The organism is Paenibacillus dendritiformis (genome assembly GCF_945605565.1).
GTDB classification, from domain to species: Bacteria; Bacillota; Bacilli; order Paenibacillales; family Paenibacillaceae; genus Paenibacillus_B; species Paenibacillus_B dendritiformis_A.
Genome location: NZ_OX216966.1, coordinates 760,324 through 777,200 on the forward strand (window position 1 = coordinate 760,324; position 16,877 = coordinate 777,200).

The window sequence follows — 16,877 nt, forward strand, 5'->3', positions numbered from 1 at the left end:
TATCCCCGATTTCCCGTTCGTTCGACATCCATTCACGTTATTTCTCAGTATGGAAAAGAATAGAATCGCTTATTCCTGGCAAGCTAAAAAATCGGATGCCGGAGCACATTGCAAGCGGGTCTTCATCTGTATCCGGGATACAGGAAACAGGGGCAAAATGAGGAGAAACGGAAGCCTGATTGGGCGCCGCGACAGGATTCGCTGCCGGCTGTTTTTTTATTTTGCTAAGACGGGGTGACTCGCGTATAATACAATTGGTCTATTTATACACTGAGCAGCTTGGTGTGATATGTAGATGAAGTGTTACGAATGTACACATGGGAACCATTACGAGCATTTCGGCAGGGACCAACGATACCATTACCGATAAGAAAGAAGGTTGATTCCTATGGAATTGTGGTTTACAGAGAAGCAGACGGACAGCTTTGGCATTACGGCGAAGATTCGCGAGACCTACGTGAATGAACAGACGCCGTTTCAGCATTTGGTCATGCTGGAGACCGAAGAATTCGGACGAATGCTCGTATTGGACGGCATGGTCATGACTACGGTGAAGGATGAATTCGTCTACCATGAAATGGTGGCGCACCCGGCTCTCGTAACCCATCCAAATCCGAAGAAAGTGCTTGTCGTCGGCGGAGGAGACGGGGGAGTCATGCGCGAGATTATGAAGCATCCTTCGGTCGAGAAGGCCGTTCTTGTCGATATCGACGGCAAAGTAATCGAATATTCGAAAAAATACCTTCCGGAAATCGCCTGCGAGTTGGACAACCCGCGGGTTGAAGTGCAGGTGAATGACGGATATATGCATATATTGAACAGCAAGAACGAGTACGACGTCATTATGGTCGACTCTACCGAGCCGGTGGGCCCTGCAGCTCCATTGTTCGAGCGCGGCTTCTATCAAGGCATCTACGATGCGTTGAAGGATGACGGCCTGTTCGTCGCACAGACGGACAATCCTTGGTTCAAGGCAGATCTGATTCAGAAGGTGAACCGCGACGTGAAGGAGATCTTCCCGATCGTCCGTGTCTACGCGGCGAACATTCCGACCTATCCGAGCGGCATGTGGACGTTCACGATGGGCAGCAAGAAGCATGATCCGCTGAAGGTCGAGGAAGCGAGCATTCCGGAGATGGAGACGAAGTACTACTCGCCGCGTCTGCATCACGCCGCCTTCGTATTACCGAAATTCGTCGAGGATCTCTGCAAGTAAGCCGTAAGGCAGGCTGCAGCGAGGAGGAGCATACCTATGAAATTGGATCAAAAATATTCGGGCAACGTGTTCATCTACAGTTCGGAAGATTATGAGAGCGCCAAGGCGGTCATTTACGGCATGCCGATGGATTATACGGTCTCGTTCCGTCCGGGTTCGCGCTTCGGCCCGGCCCGCATCCGCGAGGTTTCGATCGGACTGGAGGAATACAGCCCTTATCTCGACAAGAGCATTGAGGAGCTGAACTACTTCGATGCCGGGGATCTGCTGCTGCCGTTCGGCAACGCGGCGAAGAGCCTGGACATCATCGGGGAGTTCGTGAGCAAGCTGCTCGCTGACGGCAAGTTCCCGGTCGGCCTGGGCGGCGAGCATCTCGTCTCTTGGCCGGTCATTCAGGAAGTATATAAGAAGTATCCGGATCTGGCGATTATCCACATCGATGCGCATGCCGACCTGCGCGAGCAGTATGAAGGCGAGCCGCTGTCGCACTCGACGCCGATCCGCAAGGCGGCGGAATTAATGGGCGGCAAGAACATCTATCAATTCGGCATCCGTTCCGGCTCCCGCGAGGAGTGGGCCTATGCCCGCGAGAACATCAACTTCCATCCGTTCGATGTGGCTGCGCCGCTGAAGAGCGTGCTGCCGGAGCTGGCAGGACGTCCGGTCTATGTCACGATCGACATCGACGTGCTCGATCCGAGCTGCGCGCCGGGCACCGGCACGGCGGAAGCGGGCGGCATTACGTCCAAGGAGCTGCTCGAAGCGGTGCATCTCATTGCTCGTTCCGAGGCGAACGTCGTCGGCTGCGACCTCGTGGAAGTCGCGCCGATCTATGACCCGACCGAGCAGACGCCGATTACGGCCAGCAAGATTATCCGCGAGATGCTGCTTGGCTTCGTGAAGTAACATCGAACGCATCACGTTAATACCCCTTCATCATCTTCTGCCGCCATGCTGCGGGGAGGCGAATGAAGGGGTTTTTACAATAATCCAGACCCAAAACCCTTCACATCGCATTCCGCAACGCCTTTCGGCGCAAGGAGATGAGTGTGAAGGGTTTCTTTATTTTATGGCGACACGATCTCGATGAACTGCAGCGCCGCTTGGGACAAATGATGCTCCTTCAGCCAGATTAGAGCCGAAGCGCCGCTAATCTCCGGAAGAGGGAACGCTTGAATGTTCTCCTCCGCCCAGCGGCCCTGCACGGTCAACGGTACGATGCTCATGCCGAAGCCGGTGGAGACGAGCTCCATCAATAGCGAAATGTCGGAGCATTCCCCCAGGATATGGGCTTCGAGGCGGCGCCGGCGGAACGCGTCCATAATCACCTGGTAGACACCGAGCCCTTCCGTGCTGGGCAGCAGGAGCGGAGCGGAAGCAATGTCCTGGAGCGTCAGTTCCGGATGCGGGGGCTGGAAGGTGCGGCCGGCCAGGAAGTAGAACGGCTCGGCGGGGAAGGAGTGAACGCAGAACTCTGACAGATCGAGCGGAAGCCGGATCAGGGCGAGTTCAATATCCCGTTCCTTCACCAGCTTGCACAGCTGGCGCGAGTCGTTCTGGTGAATCTTGTATCTCATCTCGGGACGGGACGCCCGGAAGGCGCGGAGCCAGTCCGGCAGGCGGCGATCGGACAGCGTGTTCACGCCGATTTTAAGCGTTCCTTGCGTGCCGCCTCCGATATCCCGCACAATCTGCTCGGCTTCCTCCATTTGCTTGAGCAGCATTGCCGCGTGCCGATAGAGGGCTTGGCCCGCCTCGGTCAGCTCCAGCCCTTTGCGGCTGCGGCAGATCAATTGCACCCCGAGCTCCCGTTCCAGCGCCTTCAGCTGCTGGCTGAGCGGCGGCTGGGCGATATGAAGCCTCCGGGCCGCCGCCGTAATCGTCCGTTCCTCCGCGATGGCGATGAAATATCGAAGCTGCCTTACATCCATATCCGCTCCCCCTTGTGATTATCCGCTGTTCTGGTCGGTCTGGCGGCGCATCCAGGCTGCATACGGCGAGTCCGCTTCAGCGTCCGCCCGCTGGGCCATGAGCCGGAGCGTTCTCGCCTCCGCTGGCAGGGCGATCTGCTTGTACAGCCAGCTCGTGCCCAGCCCGGCCGCCTCGGCTTCCGCCTGCCCGTAGGCGTGATAGATGACGGGCAGCTTGGCCAGATAGGCCGCGCTCAGGCACATCGGGCACGGTTCGCCGCTGGCGTACAGCACGCAGCCGGACAGATCGGGGGTGCCCAGCTGCCGGCAGGCGGCGCGGATGGCGCGCATTTCCGCATGATCGGTCGGGTCATGGCTCGTCAGCACTTCATTTACGGCTGTGGCGATGACCTGGCCTTCACGGACGAGGACCGCCCCGAACGGCTTGCCTCCCCGGCGGGCCGTATGCTCGTAAGCCAGGCGGATAGCCTGTTCCATGAACGCCTGATGACTCATCGTCTGCCGGTCCTGTCCGTGCGGGCCGGTCATAGCGACCCCGCCACGATCCGGCCCTGATGCAGCACGGCTTGCCGCATGCTCTTGCGGGCCACCGCCTCGGCGGAGCAGCTCGCATGAACGAGCACGCCTCCCGCTGGAACGCCCGGCGCCGGCCAGACTTGCTGCCCGTCCGGATTCAGCGGGGTAACTCCCCCGGTAATGTAGCCGAGCGCCTGAGACAGTCCATGCTCATGCGAGTAACCGTACAGCTCCGCCAGCCGTCCCGCCTTCTCCAGCATGTCGCCCGTGCCGAACGGCGACCAATGATCAGTCAAGCTGTCCGTGCCGAGCCCGACAGGCACGCCTCGTTCCTTCAGCATCGGCAGCGGCATGACGCGCCGCCCGATCGGCACGGTTGAATGGACCGCGATGCCGAGCGCGGCGAACCGGTCTGCCAGCTCGGCGGCCTCTTCCGGGGAGGCGCTGGCGAAGGCGAAGGAATGGCTCACGGCGACGCGGCCCTGCCAGCCGGCATCCTCGGTCAGATCCGCCAGATAATGCAGAGTGGCCAAGCCGTGCTCCCCGGCGTCGTGGACATGGATGTCGATGCCCGTATTCGTCTCGACGGCAATGTCCATCAGCGTAGCGAGCGACTGCTTCATATCGCCGTCCACCGAATGCGGATCGACCGAGCCGATGAAGCCTGCGCCGCTGCGGGCCGCCTGCCGGAGCAGCCCGGACACGTTGGAGCGGAGCAGCCCGTGCTGGGTGAAGCCGACGATCTCATACGTAAGCATGTCGCGGTAGGCTTCCAGGACCTCCAGACACTTCTCCAGATTACGAAGCTCGGAGACCGGGTCGATATTGACGTGAGCCCGGAGATGAGTGGAGCCGTTGCGCAGAATCAGGTCGAGAATATGCGCCGCCCGCTCTTTGACATAGGGAGCTTGTTCCACCAGCAGGCGGCGTTCCTCTTCGATTCGCTCGAAGATGCTCGAGACCGGCCGGACCGCTTTCCACGGTCCGCCGTAATAGGTTTTGTCCAGATGAATATGCATCTCGCGGAAGGGCGGCAGCAGGAGCAGACCCTGCGCGTCGATCCGCGGCAGCGGGTCGGCCGGAAGAGAGGCCGCCGGACGAATCTCCTCCATGATCCCCTCCTTGATGCGGATATGGAACAACGATGTCGAGGTGCCCGTAATGCGGCCCTCTTCCTTCGTGTAGCCGGTCTCCAGCCGGACATGCGTCAGCCAGTATTCGCTATACATTAAATCCCTTCCTTTCATGTTGATGATATGGGATGAACAAGATGCCGCAGGCTCCGGCAGCTGGCAGGACCGTTATCGTGACCGCCGCTCCGTCTCGCCGGCCTGCGCGATCGCTTCAGCAAGAAGCTTCTCGATCTCGCGATAGCGCCGCTTCGCGGCATGTTCCAGCGGGGTCAAGCCATCCTTGTCCGCAATGCGGGGATCGGCTCCATGATCGAGCAGCAGCTTGACGATGCGCTGGTGGGTGCTCCCGCCGTCGCTAAGAATAATGGCTTCCAGCAGCGCGGTCCAACCCAGGTTATTGATATGATTGACATCGACATCCGAATGGGTCAGCAGCTCTTCAACGACAGCGATATGGCCGCGTTCCGCAGCCGGAATGAGCGCGGTGCCGCCGAACCGGTTCGTCCGGCGGGTGTCGGCCCCCGCCCCCAGCAGTAGGCGGACCATGTCGAGCAGCCCTTCGGCGCCTGCATGCAAGAGCGGGTTGTCGCGGCGCTGATCCTGCTTGTTCACTTCAGCTCCGAGTTCGATCAGCGCGCGGACCGTGCCCGCATGCCGCCCGTGCACGGCAGCCAGAATGGCAGTGCAGCCGGAAGCATTCGTGGCGTTGATGTCTGCCCCTTCCCGGATAAGCGCGAGGACGGTGTCCGTCTGTCCACGCCCGGCCGCTTCAATCAATCGGTTATTCATCGAGATCACACTCCTGTCGGATCAATTCCGGCGGCGCATCATCCGGTGAGGAAGCGTCCAGCCGGTCGATAAGTCAGCCCAATCCCAAGATGCACGGCAGGGGCGCTTGGCTCCTCTGCCTCGATTATCGTATTGATGTCATCGTATCATTGGCTCGTCCATATGAAAAATATATATTTTATTCATTTTCGATATGTTTTCCATATATATATAGGGTGTGCAAATCCAGCCCGCACAACGCAAAAAAAGGAGCCGCCCATGGAGGCAGCTCCCTCTTCGTTATCGAAGCCGGCGTCCCTGCCGGAATCCGTCATACCTTCAGCAACTAGCGTTCATTCCGCTGCCGGGCGCGGGCCTCTCCGCCCTTCCGCCCCGCTTCCTCGCGGCTCATCTTCCCGTCATTGCCATTGGACCGGTTATTCCCGTTATCATCGTTATCCGAATAGCCGCGGGCTTCGCCGCCCTTTTGGCCGATCTCCTGATAGAACTCCTTGTCGTGGGTACGGGAAGTCGCTTCGCCGCCTTTCCGCCCAATTTCCTCGTAGAAATCTTTATCGTGGGACCGGGAGGTTGATTCGCCGCCCTTTTGTCCAATCTCCTGATAAAATTCCTTGCTATGACTTTGGGATGTCGCCTCTCCACCTAACCGTCCTGCTTCTTCACGGCTCATGTTCTTCTGTGCCATTCTGAATCACTCCTTGTAGGTTGTTGAGTTGATTGTGTGAAGCTATTATTGTTTTACCCGCTCACCCGATTGTGAAACAAAAGGAATAAAAACCAATATAAAGAAAAAAACCGCATCTCCTTGATGGGAGATCCGGCGAGGTAGTCTATATATAACGCCTGTATCGAGAGATGAATCAGGAATGAAGTTCCCGCATCAGTCCTTATTCGTTCCTGCTGGCAAGCCTGCAGTTTAGCGGCCAATCCAGGTCCATCTGTCCATCACTTCTTAGGAATCGCACAGAATACGCGGGAACAGACCAGACTGGGCTGATACCGGCTTGAGCGGCCTTGCTGCGATTGATTGAGCCGCCTCATTCCATGTTGCAAAAGAAGCACGCATACCGGATAATGAAGTGATAAGATAAGAGGATGCACATCAGGGATTGAGGTTGAATCAGATGAGCAATGATCACACAGGAGCCGAGCGCGTCCGCATCGCCATAGAGAGCCGGCAGGATGGCGAGGTTACCGTTCTCTATGCGGATGGCGAGCTGTACCGGAAAGGCAGCAGCTTCTATCTGCTGTACAAGGAATCGGCTTCCGATACAGAGCGTCCGGTCGGGCCCGGGGCAGCTGGAGTTGCCGGGGAAGATCCGCTGGAGACCTCCGTCACCTTCAAGGCGGGCGAGCATGGCGGCAAGCTGATGCGCCGGGGCAGCGTGAACTCGGAGCTGTCCTTCGTCAAGGACGGGCGGGGCGGCGGCTACTATCAAGTAAGCGGCATGCGGTTCTCCGTCGTCACGGAGACATCGGACTGGAAGCCGCCCGTATATGAGCAGGATGAAGCCGGAAGGCTGCGCGCCTGGACGGCGTCATGGTCCTATACGCTATATATGGAAGAAGAGCGAGCCGGTTATTTTCAACTACAGATACGGGCCGAGGCCCGCTGAAGCATTAGGAGGAGCAGGTTACATGAGCATGAGTGTAATGGAAAAAATGAACGAGTCTGTCAAAGCGGCGATCGAACAAGCCGTCGTCAAGGCCGGACTGGCGGAGCAATCGGAGCTTCCGGCCTTCGTCATCGAGGTGCCTAAGGATAAGTCGCACGGCGACCTGGCGACGAATGCGGCTATGCAGCTGACCCGCATTGCCAAGCGCAATCCGCGCCAGATCGCGGAGGCTATCGTGGAGCATCTGGATCTGTCGGCGGCTTCGATCCAGAGCGCGGAGATTGCAGGTCCGGGCTTCATCAACTTCCGGATGGACCGGTCCTATCTCTATGATGTGATCCGCGAAGTCAGCGAGCAGGGCGACAATTACGGGCGAATCGGCATGGGCGCCGGACAGCGCATCCAGGTGGAGTTCGTGAGCGCCAATCCGACGGGGAGCCTTCACCTGGGCCATGCTCGCGGAGCGGCCGTCGGCGACGCGCTCTGCAATCTGCTTGATTTCGCCGGCTATGAGATGACGCGCGAGTATTACATTAATGATGCAGGCAATCAGGTCAACAATCTGGCGAAGTCGATCGAGTGCCGGTACAAGCAGGCACTGGGGCAGGATGCGGAGATGCCGGAGGACGGCTATTACGGCGAAGATATCAAGGGCTTCGCGCAGGAACTGATCGAGAAGGAAGGAGATCGGCTGCTGAACCTGCCGGATGCCGAGCGGCTGGTGTTCTTCCGCAGCTATGGCCTGGAGAAGGAGCTGGATAAGATCAAGCGCGATCTGGGACGCTTCGGCGTGCCGTTCGACGTCTGGTTCAGCGAGACCTCGCTGTATGAGAACGGCGAAGTGATCAAGGCGCTGGATGCGTTGAAGGCGCGCGGCAAGGTGTATGAGCATGAAGGCGCGACCTGGCTGCGCACGACCGAATTCGGCGATGACAAAGATCGCGTGCTGATCAAAAATGACGGCTCATACACGTATTTGACGCCGGATGTGGCCTATCATATGGATAAGTATGATCGCGGGTACGATCAGATCATCAACATTTGGGGAGCGGACCATCACGGTTATATTCCGCGGATGAAGGCCGCCATGGAAGCGCTGGGCAACGATCCGGACAAGCTGATCGTGCTGATCGCCCAGATGGTCAGCCTGTATCAGGACGGCGAGAAGGTGAAGATGTCCAAGCGCACGGGCAAGGCCGTGACAATGCAGGATCTGATGGATGAAGTCGGCGTCGACGCCATTCGCTATTTCTTCACGATGCGTTCCATGGACTCGCATCTTGATTTCGACATGGATCTGGCGATCTCGACCTCCAATGAGAATCCGGTCTACTATGTGCAATATGCGCACGCGCGGATTTGCAGCATCTTCCGCCAGGCGGAGGAGCAGGGAATCGCACGGAAGCCGCTGGCGGAGATTCATCTGGCGAAGCTGACCGCAGAGCATGAGTACGACCTGCTTCGCAAAATGGGCGAGCTGCCGGAAGAGATTGCGGTCGCCGCGCGCGATTATGCACCGCACCGCCTCATCCGCTATGTCTATGAATTGGCGTCTCTCTTCCACAGCTACTACAAGGCGGAGCGCGTCATTACCGAGGATGCGGAGCAGACCCAGGCCCGCCTGGCCTTGTTGGGCGCAGTGCGCACCGTGCTGGCCAATGTGCTCCGTCTGGTCGGCGTATCCGCTCCGGAACGGATGTAAGGCAGCGGCGAAGACGAGAATATGAACACGCTATTGAGCCGGTTTCCGCCTGTCGGGGCCGGCTTTTTGCTATGCTTGGAATGGCATGTTTCTCCATCGTCTATTTCCGGTTCTCAGGTATAATAGAAGCACAATCATCATAAGAGAAGGTGAGGCCCATGGTTCACCTGCTTCCGTTAATGCTGGAGCGGGTCGGTATATTGCTGATTATCGCGTTTGTGCTGTCGCGGATGAAGTCGTTCCGGCAGATCATTCAGAACGAGCATGGCATTGCCGAGAAGCTGATGCTGATCGTCGTCTTCGGCGCATTCGGAATTGTAAGCAATTACACCGCCGTCCAGATTCATGACAATCTCATCTCGACCCAGGCGTGGAGCGCCGGCGTCGATAGCGGCAGCGCGCTCGCCAACACGCGCATTATGGGGGTGGCCATCGGCGGGCTGCTCGGCGGGCCTCTGGTCGGGACAGGCGTCGGCCTGCTCGCGGGCATTCACCGGCTGACGCTTGGCGGATACACCGCCTTCGCCTGCGGCATCTCGACGATACTGGCCGGGATGTTCACTGGCCTTATCGGTAAGCGCTTCCGCATTCAGAACCGTTATGCGGCTTGGCATGCGGCCCTCATCGGCATATTGATGGAGGGCGCGCAGATGGGCATCATTTTGCTGGCGGCCGAGCCTTGGAGCCATGCGCTGGAGCTGGTCAAAATGATCAGTGTGCCCATGATTGTCGTGAACGGCTTCGGCACGCTGCTCTTCATGCTGATTATCCAGTCGATATTCCAGGAGGAGGAACGGACCCGTGCCTTGCAGACCCATCAGGCCCTCTACATCGCGGATCAGACGCTTCCCTATTTCCGCCAAGGGTTGAACGCCCATTCCTGCCGGGAGGCGGCCCTTATTATATTGAAGGAGACCAATGCCGACGCCATCTCGATCACGAATGAGCATCAGATACTGGCCCATGTCGGAGCAGGGTCCGATCATCATGTGCCGCTTCAGCCGATCTCAACCCAGTTGACGCATACCGTGCTGAAGGAAGGGCGGATTCATACGGCAAGAGCACGAGAGGAGATCCATTGCCTCAATCCCGACTGTGTCCTGCAGGCGGCCCTCGTGCTGCCGCTCAAGGCGCATCACCGGACAGTAGGCACCTTGAAGCTGTATTTCGCCCGCTCCACGCAGCTCGATCAGGTTGAGCAGGAGCTGGGGGAAGGGCTGAGCAAGCTCTTCTCCACCCAATTGGAGCTCGCCGAGGCGGAACTGCAGAGCAAGCTGCTCCGCGATGCGGAGATTAAGGCGCTGCAGGCCCAGATTCATCCGCATTTCCTCTTCAATGCATTCAACACAATCTCGGTGCTATGCCGGACCGATCCGGAGAAGGCCCGCGATCTGCTGCAGCAGCTCAGCATCTTTTTCCGCAGCAATCTGCAGGGCGCACGGACGATGCTCATTCCGCTGCACAAAGAATTGGAGCATGTGGAAGCGTATTTGTCCTTGGAGCAGGCGCGCTTCCCGGACAAGTATACCGTCTCGACGGATATCGATCCGGAGCTGGAGGATGTGCTCGTGCCGCCGTTCACGCTGCAGCCTCTCGTCGAGAACGCGGTGCGGCATGCCTTCCCCCGCGGCGCGGCCCCGCCCTGCGGGAGCGTCACCTTGCAAGCGTACCGGGAAGGCGACCGGATGATTCTGTTGACCCGGGACAACGGACAAGGCATCTCGAAGGACATCCAGGGGGCGCTCGGCAACCAGGCCGTCGATTCGGCGGAGGGCACCGGAACGGCGCTGTACAACATCCGGCAGCGGATGGCCGAGATATACGGGAAGCAGGCCTCCTTCCGAATAGACAGCGAGCCCGGACACGGGACGACGGTGATGATCGCCGTGCCGATTCAGTTCCATGAATGGAGGGAAGCATCATGCTGAAGGCCTTTGTCGTCGATGACGAGCCATTGGCAAGAGATGAGCTGATTTATTTGCTGAGAAGGACGAGGCAGGTGGAGGTCGTCGGCGAAGCGGACGCGGTGGAGGACGCCTTGGCGGGAATCGCTGCGGCGCAGCCGGATGTGGTCTTCCTCGATATTGAGCTGCAGGAAGAGAGCGGGCTCGATATCGCCGGCCGGCTCCGGGAGCTGGAAGCGCCGCCTGATGTCGTGTTCGCTACCGCGTATGATGAATTTGCGCTGAAGGCGTTCGAGTTGAACGCAGCCGACTATATATTGAAGCCGTTCGACGAGCAGCGGGTCCAGCAGACGATCCGCAAGCTGCTGCGCCTCCACGAGCGGGAGAGCTATCCGGCTTCGGCATCGCCCGCCGCCCGGGCCGGGTTGGCGGAGCGGGAGCGGCAGGAGCGCCTGGCGATCACGGTCGACGAACGGATTATCGTACTGCATGTCGGCGATATCGTATACCTCGGATTCGAAGAGGGGAAGACGGTCATTGCGACGACCGAACGGAAATATAAGGTCGGCGAATCACTGACCCAGCTGGAGCGAAAGCTGAATCATCCTTCTATCGTCCGCGTGCACCGGGCCTTCCTCGTCCATCTGGATCGCATCGTAGAGATTCAGCCATGGTTCCATTCGACCTGCCATCTTCAGATGCAGGATGGATCCCGCATTCCGGTCAGCCGCACCTATATGAAGGAATTGAAGCAGCTGCTCGGGATGTCATGAGGCGTGATTCGGACGAAGCCGGCTCGGGAATTCTCGGTGGCGGTGGCGACGTCCGGGCGAGGGTTGTAATCGCTTGCATTTCGAAGGTTCCTTTTTGCAGTTGAATCAGCATCTATCGCATTCTGTCATGAAAACGAAGCAGGGAAGCTTTCATATTGTATGATGACTCCAATACGATTGCAGGGAGTGGTACACATGAATGCGGTAACGATTGTAATCGGATCGATATGCATCCTGATGATCGCGTACCGGCTGTACGGAACGTTCATGGCGGCCAAAGTGCTGAAGCTGGACGATTCCAAGCCGACCCCGGCCCATGAACTGAATGACGGCAAAGATTATGTCCCTACCAACAAGTGGGTTACCTTCGGGCATCATTTCGCCGCGATCGCGGCGGCCGGGCCGCTCGTCGGCCCGATCCTGGCGGCGCAGTTCGGATATCTGCCCGGCCTGCTGTGGCTGCTTATCGGCGCGGTCATCGGCGGCGCGGTGCATGACGCCGTCGTCTTGTTCGCCTCGATGCGCAAGCAGGGCAAGTCGCTCTCCGAGGTAGCGAAGGACGAACTCGGTCCGGTAGCCGGCTTCTGCACCGGCCTGGCGATGCTCTTCATCATTACGATTACGATGGCCGGGCTCTCGATGGTCGTGCTCCACGCGTTGGAGCATAACCCATGGGGCACCTTCGCCGTCGGGATTACGATTCCGATCGCGATGGGCGTCGGCTTGTTCTACAAGAAGACGGGGAATCTGAAGCTTGCGTCCACCATCGGCTTCATTCTGCTCATGGCCGGCGTCTTCCTTGGGCCCTCCATTCAGGGCACCGTCCTGGGCGACTGGCTGACGCTGGATACGAAGACGCTGGCCATCCTGCTTCCCGTCTATGCGTTCTTCGCGGCAGCCCTGCCCGTCTGGCTGCTGCTGGCGCCGCGGGACTACTTGAGCAGCTTCATGAAAATCGGCGTATTCATCGCCCTCATCGTCGGGGTCTTCATCATCAACCCCGCGATCCCGTTCCCGGCCTTCACGGAGTTCGTGAACGGAGGCGGCCCGATACTGGCCGGTCCGGTCTGGCCGTTCATCTCAATCACGATCGCCTGCGGAGCCATCTCCGGCTTCCACGCCTTCGTCGGCTCGGGCACGACGCCGAAGATGATTAACCGCTGGAGCGACATCAAGGTGGTCGGCTTCGGCGCGATGCTTGTCGAATCGCTGGTCGGAATTATGGCGCTTATTGCGGCGGCGGCGCTTCAGCCGGCCGATTATTTCGCGATTAATTCGGCGCCGGAAGTATTCAAGACGCTCGGGATGTCGACCGTGCATCTGCCGGAGCTGGCACAGCAGATCGGCCTCGATCTGGAAGGACGGACCGGCGGAGCCGTCACCTTGGCCGTCGGCATGACGTACATTTTCACCAAAATTCCGTGGTTCAGCCATTTGTCGTCCTACTTTTTCCAGTTCGTCATTATGTTCGAGGCGGTCTTCATTCTGACGGCAATCGATGCCGGCACACGGGTGGCCCGCTATCTGATTCAAGACTTCTTCGGTGACATCTACAAGCCGCTGAAGCAGGTCGATTGGGTGCCCGGCTCCATCTTCGCCAGCGCCTTGGCCTGTCTGATGTGGGGGTATTTGCTCTATTCGGGCGATATCGGCTCCGTCTGGGCGCTCTTCGGCGTCTCCAACCAGCTGATGGCATCGATCGGGCTTATTATCGGCGCGACGGTCATTCTGAACATCGCGGATAAGCGGAGGTACATGCTCACCTGCCTCATTCCGCTCGCGTATTTGTTCGTCACGGTCAATTATGCCGGCTACTGGATGGTCAAGAACGTGTATCTCAACCCGTCTGCTTCGGGGTACAGCGTATTGAACGCTGCGCTGTCCATCATTATGCTGGTGCTCGGCATCGTCATTATGGTATCTGCCATCAAGAAGTGGATTGAATTGTGGAACGGGCCGCGGGCGAATCTCGAACCGCTCAGCGTCACATGAACGGTGCAGGATCGCTTGTCCGGCAGGCGCTGCGGCGCGCGGGCAATGAAGCAGGAAGAATAGTTTGACAAGATTGGCAATCACAGCTAAAGTAGGACGTGATAAAGAACTTTATACGAAATCCGCTAGGGGAGCCGCGCAAGGCGGCTGAGACAAGAGACGCTTGGACCCTTTGAACCTGATCCGGTTAATACCGGCGTAGGGAAGTGGAGACGGCCTTCACAGGTTCGAGTTCATGCTCTTTTGATGAAGACTTGGCGAAGCCGCTCCATTTCGGGGCGGCTTTTTTGTATGGCCGGGCTGGCGCCCCCTGTTTGGATTTCATCGAAAATGAGGCGGAGGTGCTGAGTATGGCTTGTTTTACCGAAGAACTGCGGCGTACGGCGGATCCGATTTTTACGGCGATTTTTGCTCATCCGTTCGTTCGGGGCATTGCGGAAGGAACGTTGGCGAAGGAACAGCTCATTCACTATGTCAAGCAGGATTTTGAATACTTGAACGCCTTTATCCGGGTATACGGGATCGCGATCTCCAAATGCGAACACCGCGACGCGATGGCTCTTTTTAACGAGCAAATCTCGTTTATTCTGGACAGCGAGACGCATCCGCATCAAAATTTTTGCGATGTCGCCGGCGTGACGTATGAAGAACTGCAAGGCTTCTCCCTGGCCCCTTCAGCCAATCACTATGTCAACCATATGCTGACGGTCGCTCATGAGGGAACGCGGGAAGATATCGTGGCGGCATTGCTGCCCTGCCCTTGGACGTATACGGAAATTGGCCGCAGGCTGCTGGAGGAAGTGAAGCCGGAACCATCCCATCCGTTCTATGAGTGGATGCATTTTTATGGAGATCGGGAGAGCGGGATTACGATGCAGCTGCGCCGACTGCTTGATGAGTGGGCGGAGCCTTTGCCTGCGGCGCACAAGCAGCGGCTGGCGGAGCATTTTGTGACCAGCTGCCAGCTGGAATATATGTTCTGGGACATGGCCTATAAGCTGGAGGATTGGCCGGCGCCTGTCACGGAAGCGGAAGCGGTGCGGGCGTGAATCCAAGATGGGCAGCCGCTTCCCCGCAACACCATGGGAACGATGGCAGAGCCGGCCAATGGATAAGGCAAGCTCGGCCATAGCGCGGGGGACAGCCCCTCGCGCGTAATATGACGAATACGGTCGTCACCAACGGGAAGAGGATTCATGTAATGGCCGCGATGTAGCGCCCAATTCCTGCTATGATGCAGGATTTTTCCCCAGTTAAAGGTTTGGTGGGTAAATTCCTGCAAATGTACATCCTTTTTCCGCCAGAATCCGAGTTTGAGCAGGAATTCCCGGTAATTGCTGTATATTTCAGGCTGTTGGAAAACCCCTGTTTTTTTCGGACGGGTGATTACCTAATCGAAACGTGGCATTCAGAGCGTCATCGCCTTCTGGAGACATCATAATCTCCTGGGGTTTTAACGTGTGGAGGGAATTGCTGCTATTTTACAGGAATTTCGGTTCAATGAGTCCACATTTCGAGGAATTGCTGCACAGCTACATCATTTTAGGCCCTTTTGAGCTAAGTCGAAGAGAAACGGGTGAAATTGCTTCAGTTTTACAGGATTCCCTTTCTGGTGAAGTCGTCCCTATCGAATTGCTGTATGCAGGATTTTGCCTACCGAATCAACGTGTCTTGTGAAACCGTGCAGTTTTGAGGACCTTGCCTATCGGATAGACATTTCATTGTGCAGTTTTCAGGCACTTCGATCAGAGCGTTTGAAATCAAAATTTTTCTATTGAGAGACAAGTCCTAATGAAATGCCCAAAAATCCTTTGGACTTTCTCAACAGCCTGATATTTGCAGGTTTCTCTATTGGAACTCGCACTAACGGGGGACAAAGCTGTAGTGTTGCATCATTGTATGGAAAAGCACGAACTTCAGCACCCGTTCCCGCGAAATGTTGCAGCGTCCCGCAGGAGCAGAAGCGCTGCATCCCGGCAGGCCTGCAAGGAACGTCCCCCGCCTGGAACAGGAATGCCCCTCCGGGAGCAGCTGCGCGGCGCGCGCTTTATCTCCAGGGAGCGGCACACGTCTCCTTGGCAGCCCATCGTTCCGGAGGGAGACGATTGCATGCGCATGGCCCATCCAAGGCCGCTCGCTTCTCGCAGCGGACAGGGATAGGCATAGGCGATGGGCTACAGCCGCTCGGCTTCCTTCAGCAGCCGGACAACGTCTACCTCCCCCGGCACCTTGGCCTGGACGTTCCGGCTCTTGCGGCTGCGGATCGGATTGGCCGTCCGCCGGAGCAAGGCCTTGATCTCGCCCGGCTTCAAGCGCGGCCGCATGGCAAGCAGCAGCGCGATCGCACCGCTGATGTGCGAGGTGGCCATCGAGGTGCCGCTCATCTCGTGGTATTTGCCCTTAATCCAGGAGGACACGATCTTCTCGCCGGGGGCGTAAATATCGACGAATTGCCCCCGGTTGCTGAACGGCGCAATCCGCCGCATGCGATCGGTCGCCCCGACGGAGATCGTCTGGGGATAGCGGGCCGGGTAATCGATGGACTTGCGCTTCGCGTCGTTCCCGGATGAAGCGACGACGGTGACCCCGGATTGATAGGCCTGGGTCACCGCTTGCAGCAGCGACTTGCTGCGGGATTTCATGCCGAAGCTCATATTGATGATGTGCATCCCGTTGCGGACGCACCATTCAATGCCGTTGATAATATCAGACACATAAGCAGCCCCGTTCTCATCAAATGATTTTACGGGATGGATCAAGGCGCGGGGAGCCACGCCGATAATGCCGTACATTTGATTGGCCGCAGCTATCGTGCCCGCAATATGGGTGCCATGACCGTTATCATCATACGGCGGCATGCCGCGGTGAACGAAGTTGACTCCGCGCATGAGCGACTGGCGGAGATCGGGATGGCGGTAATCGGCGCCGGTATCGATCACGCCGATATGCACGCGGTGGCCGGTGGTCGTTCCCCATGCCTGCGGAGCCTTGATCTGCCGCACGCCCCACGGAATGCCCCGCTCCCAGGAGACCGGCCTGTGGGAGGCGGCTTGAATCGCGATCAACGCGTCGTCCTCTATCGTGAACTCGTTCGGATACCGTGACAGCAGCTGTGCAACCGATTCGGGAACCGGACAGCTCCAGGCGCGGATGAGCGGAAGTTCGCGGATATGCTGGAGCTCGGGCCGATCCCGGCGAAGCGTGTGGAGCGCCTCGCCGAATGCGGCGAACCGCTCCGGCCGATGGAAGCGAATCAACTGCTTCGCCGCAGGCCGTCCGCTGAAGGACATCTCTTGAAGCAACAT

The 16,877-nt window shown here is 58.1% G+C and carries 15 protein-coding genes and 1 riboswitch; of the genes, 9 read left to right on the forward strand and 6 right to left on the reverse strand.

Annotation, left to right across the window (positions count from 1 at the left end):
• The first annotated feature begins 388 nt into the window (after positions 1-388).
• Positions 389-1,216 carry a polyamine aminopropyltransferase gene (speE, locus tag NNL35_RS03310; protein WP_006678674.1) on the forward strand — a complete coding sequence of 276 codons (828 nt, stop codon included), beginning with the start codon at positions 389-391 and terminating at the stop codon, positions 1,214-1,216.
• A 36-nt stretch (positions 1,217-1,252) separates the two neighbouring features.
• Positions 1,253-2,122: an agmatinase gene (gene speB, locus NNL35_RS03315; RefSeq protein ID WP_006678675.1), complete on the forward strand. Its 870-nt coding sequence runs from the start codon at positions 1,253-1,255 to the stop codon at positions 2,120-2,122.
• Between the two features lie 161 nt (positions 2,123-2,283).
• On the opposite strand, the gene NNL35_RS03320 is transcribed toward speB, so the two are convergent.
• The 5 genes from NNL35_RS03320 to NNL35_RS03340 form a co-directional block, all read right to left on the reverse strand.
• Entirely contained in the window at positions 2,284-3,147 is an 864-nt protein-coding gene (locus tag NNL35_RS03320; RefSeq protein ID WP_006678676.1) for a LysR family transcriptional regulator, read from the reverse strand.
• 18 nt (positions 3,148-3,165) lie between these two features.
• Entirely contained in the window at positions 3,166-3,675 is a 510-nt protein-coding gene (locus tag NNL35_RS03325) for a nucleoside deaminase (protein WP_006678677.1), read from the reverse strand.
• Positions 3,672-4,892, reverse strand: a complete 1,221-nt coding sequence (locus NNL35_RS03330) for an amidohydrolase (RefSeq protein ID WP_006678678.1) — start codon at positions 4,890-4,892, stop codon at positions 3,672-3,674. Before NNL35_RS03330 ends, NNL35_RS03325 begins: the two co-directional genes overlap by 4 nt.
• 72 nt (positions 4,893-4,964) lie before the next feature.
• Positions 4,965-5,585: an ankyrin repeat domain-containing protein gene (locus NNL35_RS03335; RefSeq protein WP_006678679.1), complete on the reverse strand. Its 621-nt coding sequence runs from the start codon at positions 5,583-5,585 to the stop codon at positions 4,965-4,967.
• Positions 5,586-5,910: 325 nt separating this feature from the next.
• On the reverse strand, positions 5,911-6,270 hold the full coding sequence (locus NNL35_RS03340) for a KGG domain-containing protein (RefSeq protein WP_254552924.1): 360 nt from the start codon (positions 6,268-6,270) through the stop codon (positions 5,911-5,913).
• Between the two features lie 439 nt (positions 6,271-6,709).
• On the opposite strand from NNL35_RS03340, the gene NNL35_RS03345 reads away from it, so the two are divergent.
• The 7 genes from NNL35_RS03345 to NNL35_RS03375 all read left to right on the forward strand — a co-directional run bounded on the left by NNL35_RS03345 (position 6,710) and on the right by NNL35_RS03375 (position 15,249).
• Positions 6,710-7,201 carry a YwiB family protein gene (locus NNL35_RS03345; protein ID WP_006678681.1) on the forward strand — a complete coding sequence of 164 codons (492 nt, stop codon included), beginning with the start codon at positions 6,710-6,712 and terminating at the stop codon, positions 7,199-7,201.
• 22 nt (positions 7,202-7,223) lie between these two features.
• Positions 7,224-8,903 carry an arginine--tRNA ligase gene (gene argS / locus NNL35_RS03350; protein ID WP_040733206.1) on the forward strand — a complete coding sequence of 560 codons (1,680 nt, stop codon included), beginning with the start codon at positions 7,224-7,226 and terminating at the stop codon, positions 8,901-8,903.
• A gap of 158 nt (positions 8,904-9,061) precedes the next feature.
• Complete coding sequence (locus tag NNL35_RS03355) at positions 9,062-10,831, forward strand: sensor histidine kinase (RefSeq protein WP_006678683.1); 1,770 nt, start codon at positions 9,062-9,064, stop codon at positions 10,829-10,831.
• Positions 10,825-11,580: a LytR/AlgR family response regulator transcription factor gene (locus tag NNL35_RS03360; RefSeq protein ID WP_006678684.1), complete on the forward strand. Its 756-nt coding sequence runs from the start codon at positions 10,825-10,827 to the stop codon at positions 11,578-11,580. The genes NNL35_RS03355 and NNL35_RS03360 overlap by 7 nt, the downstream gene beginning before the upstream one ends.
• A gap of 195 nt (positions 11,581-11,775) precedes the next feature.
• A complete protein-coding gene (cstA, locus tag NNL35_RS03365) occupies positions 11,776-13,572 on the forward strand; it encodes a carbon starvation protein CstA (protein ID WP_006678685.1) in 1,797 nt (598 codons plus the stop codon).
• Between the two features lie 117 nt (positions 13,573-13,689).
• Positions 13,690-13,794: riboswitch (TPP riboswitch) on the forward strand.
• A 128-nt stretch (positions 13,795-13,922) separates the two neighbouring features.
• Positions 13,923-14,621, forward strand: coding sequence for a thiaminase II (gene tenA / locus NNL35_RS03370; protein ID WP_040733231.1), 699 nt, complete (start codon positions 13,923-13,925; stop codon positions 14,619-14,621).
• A 451-nt stretch (positions 14,622-15,072) separates the two neighbouring features.
• Positions 15,073-15,249 carry a hypothetical protein gene (locus NNL35_RS03375; RefSeq protein WP_254552926.1) on the forward strand — a complete coding sequence of 59 codons (177 nt, stop codon included), beginning with the start codon at positions 15,073-15,075 and terminating at the stop codon, positions 15,247-15,249.
• A gap of 497 nt (positions 15,250-15,746) precedes the next feature.
• On the opposite strand, the gene NNL35_RS03380 is transcribed toward NNL35_RS03375, so the two are convergent.
• Positions 15,747-16,877, reverse strand: a complete 1,131-nt coding sequence (locus tag NNL35_RS03380; protein ID WP_254552928.1) for a S8 family peptidase — start codon at positions 16,875-16,877, stop codon at positions 15,747-15,749.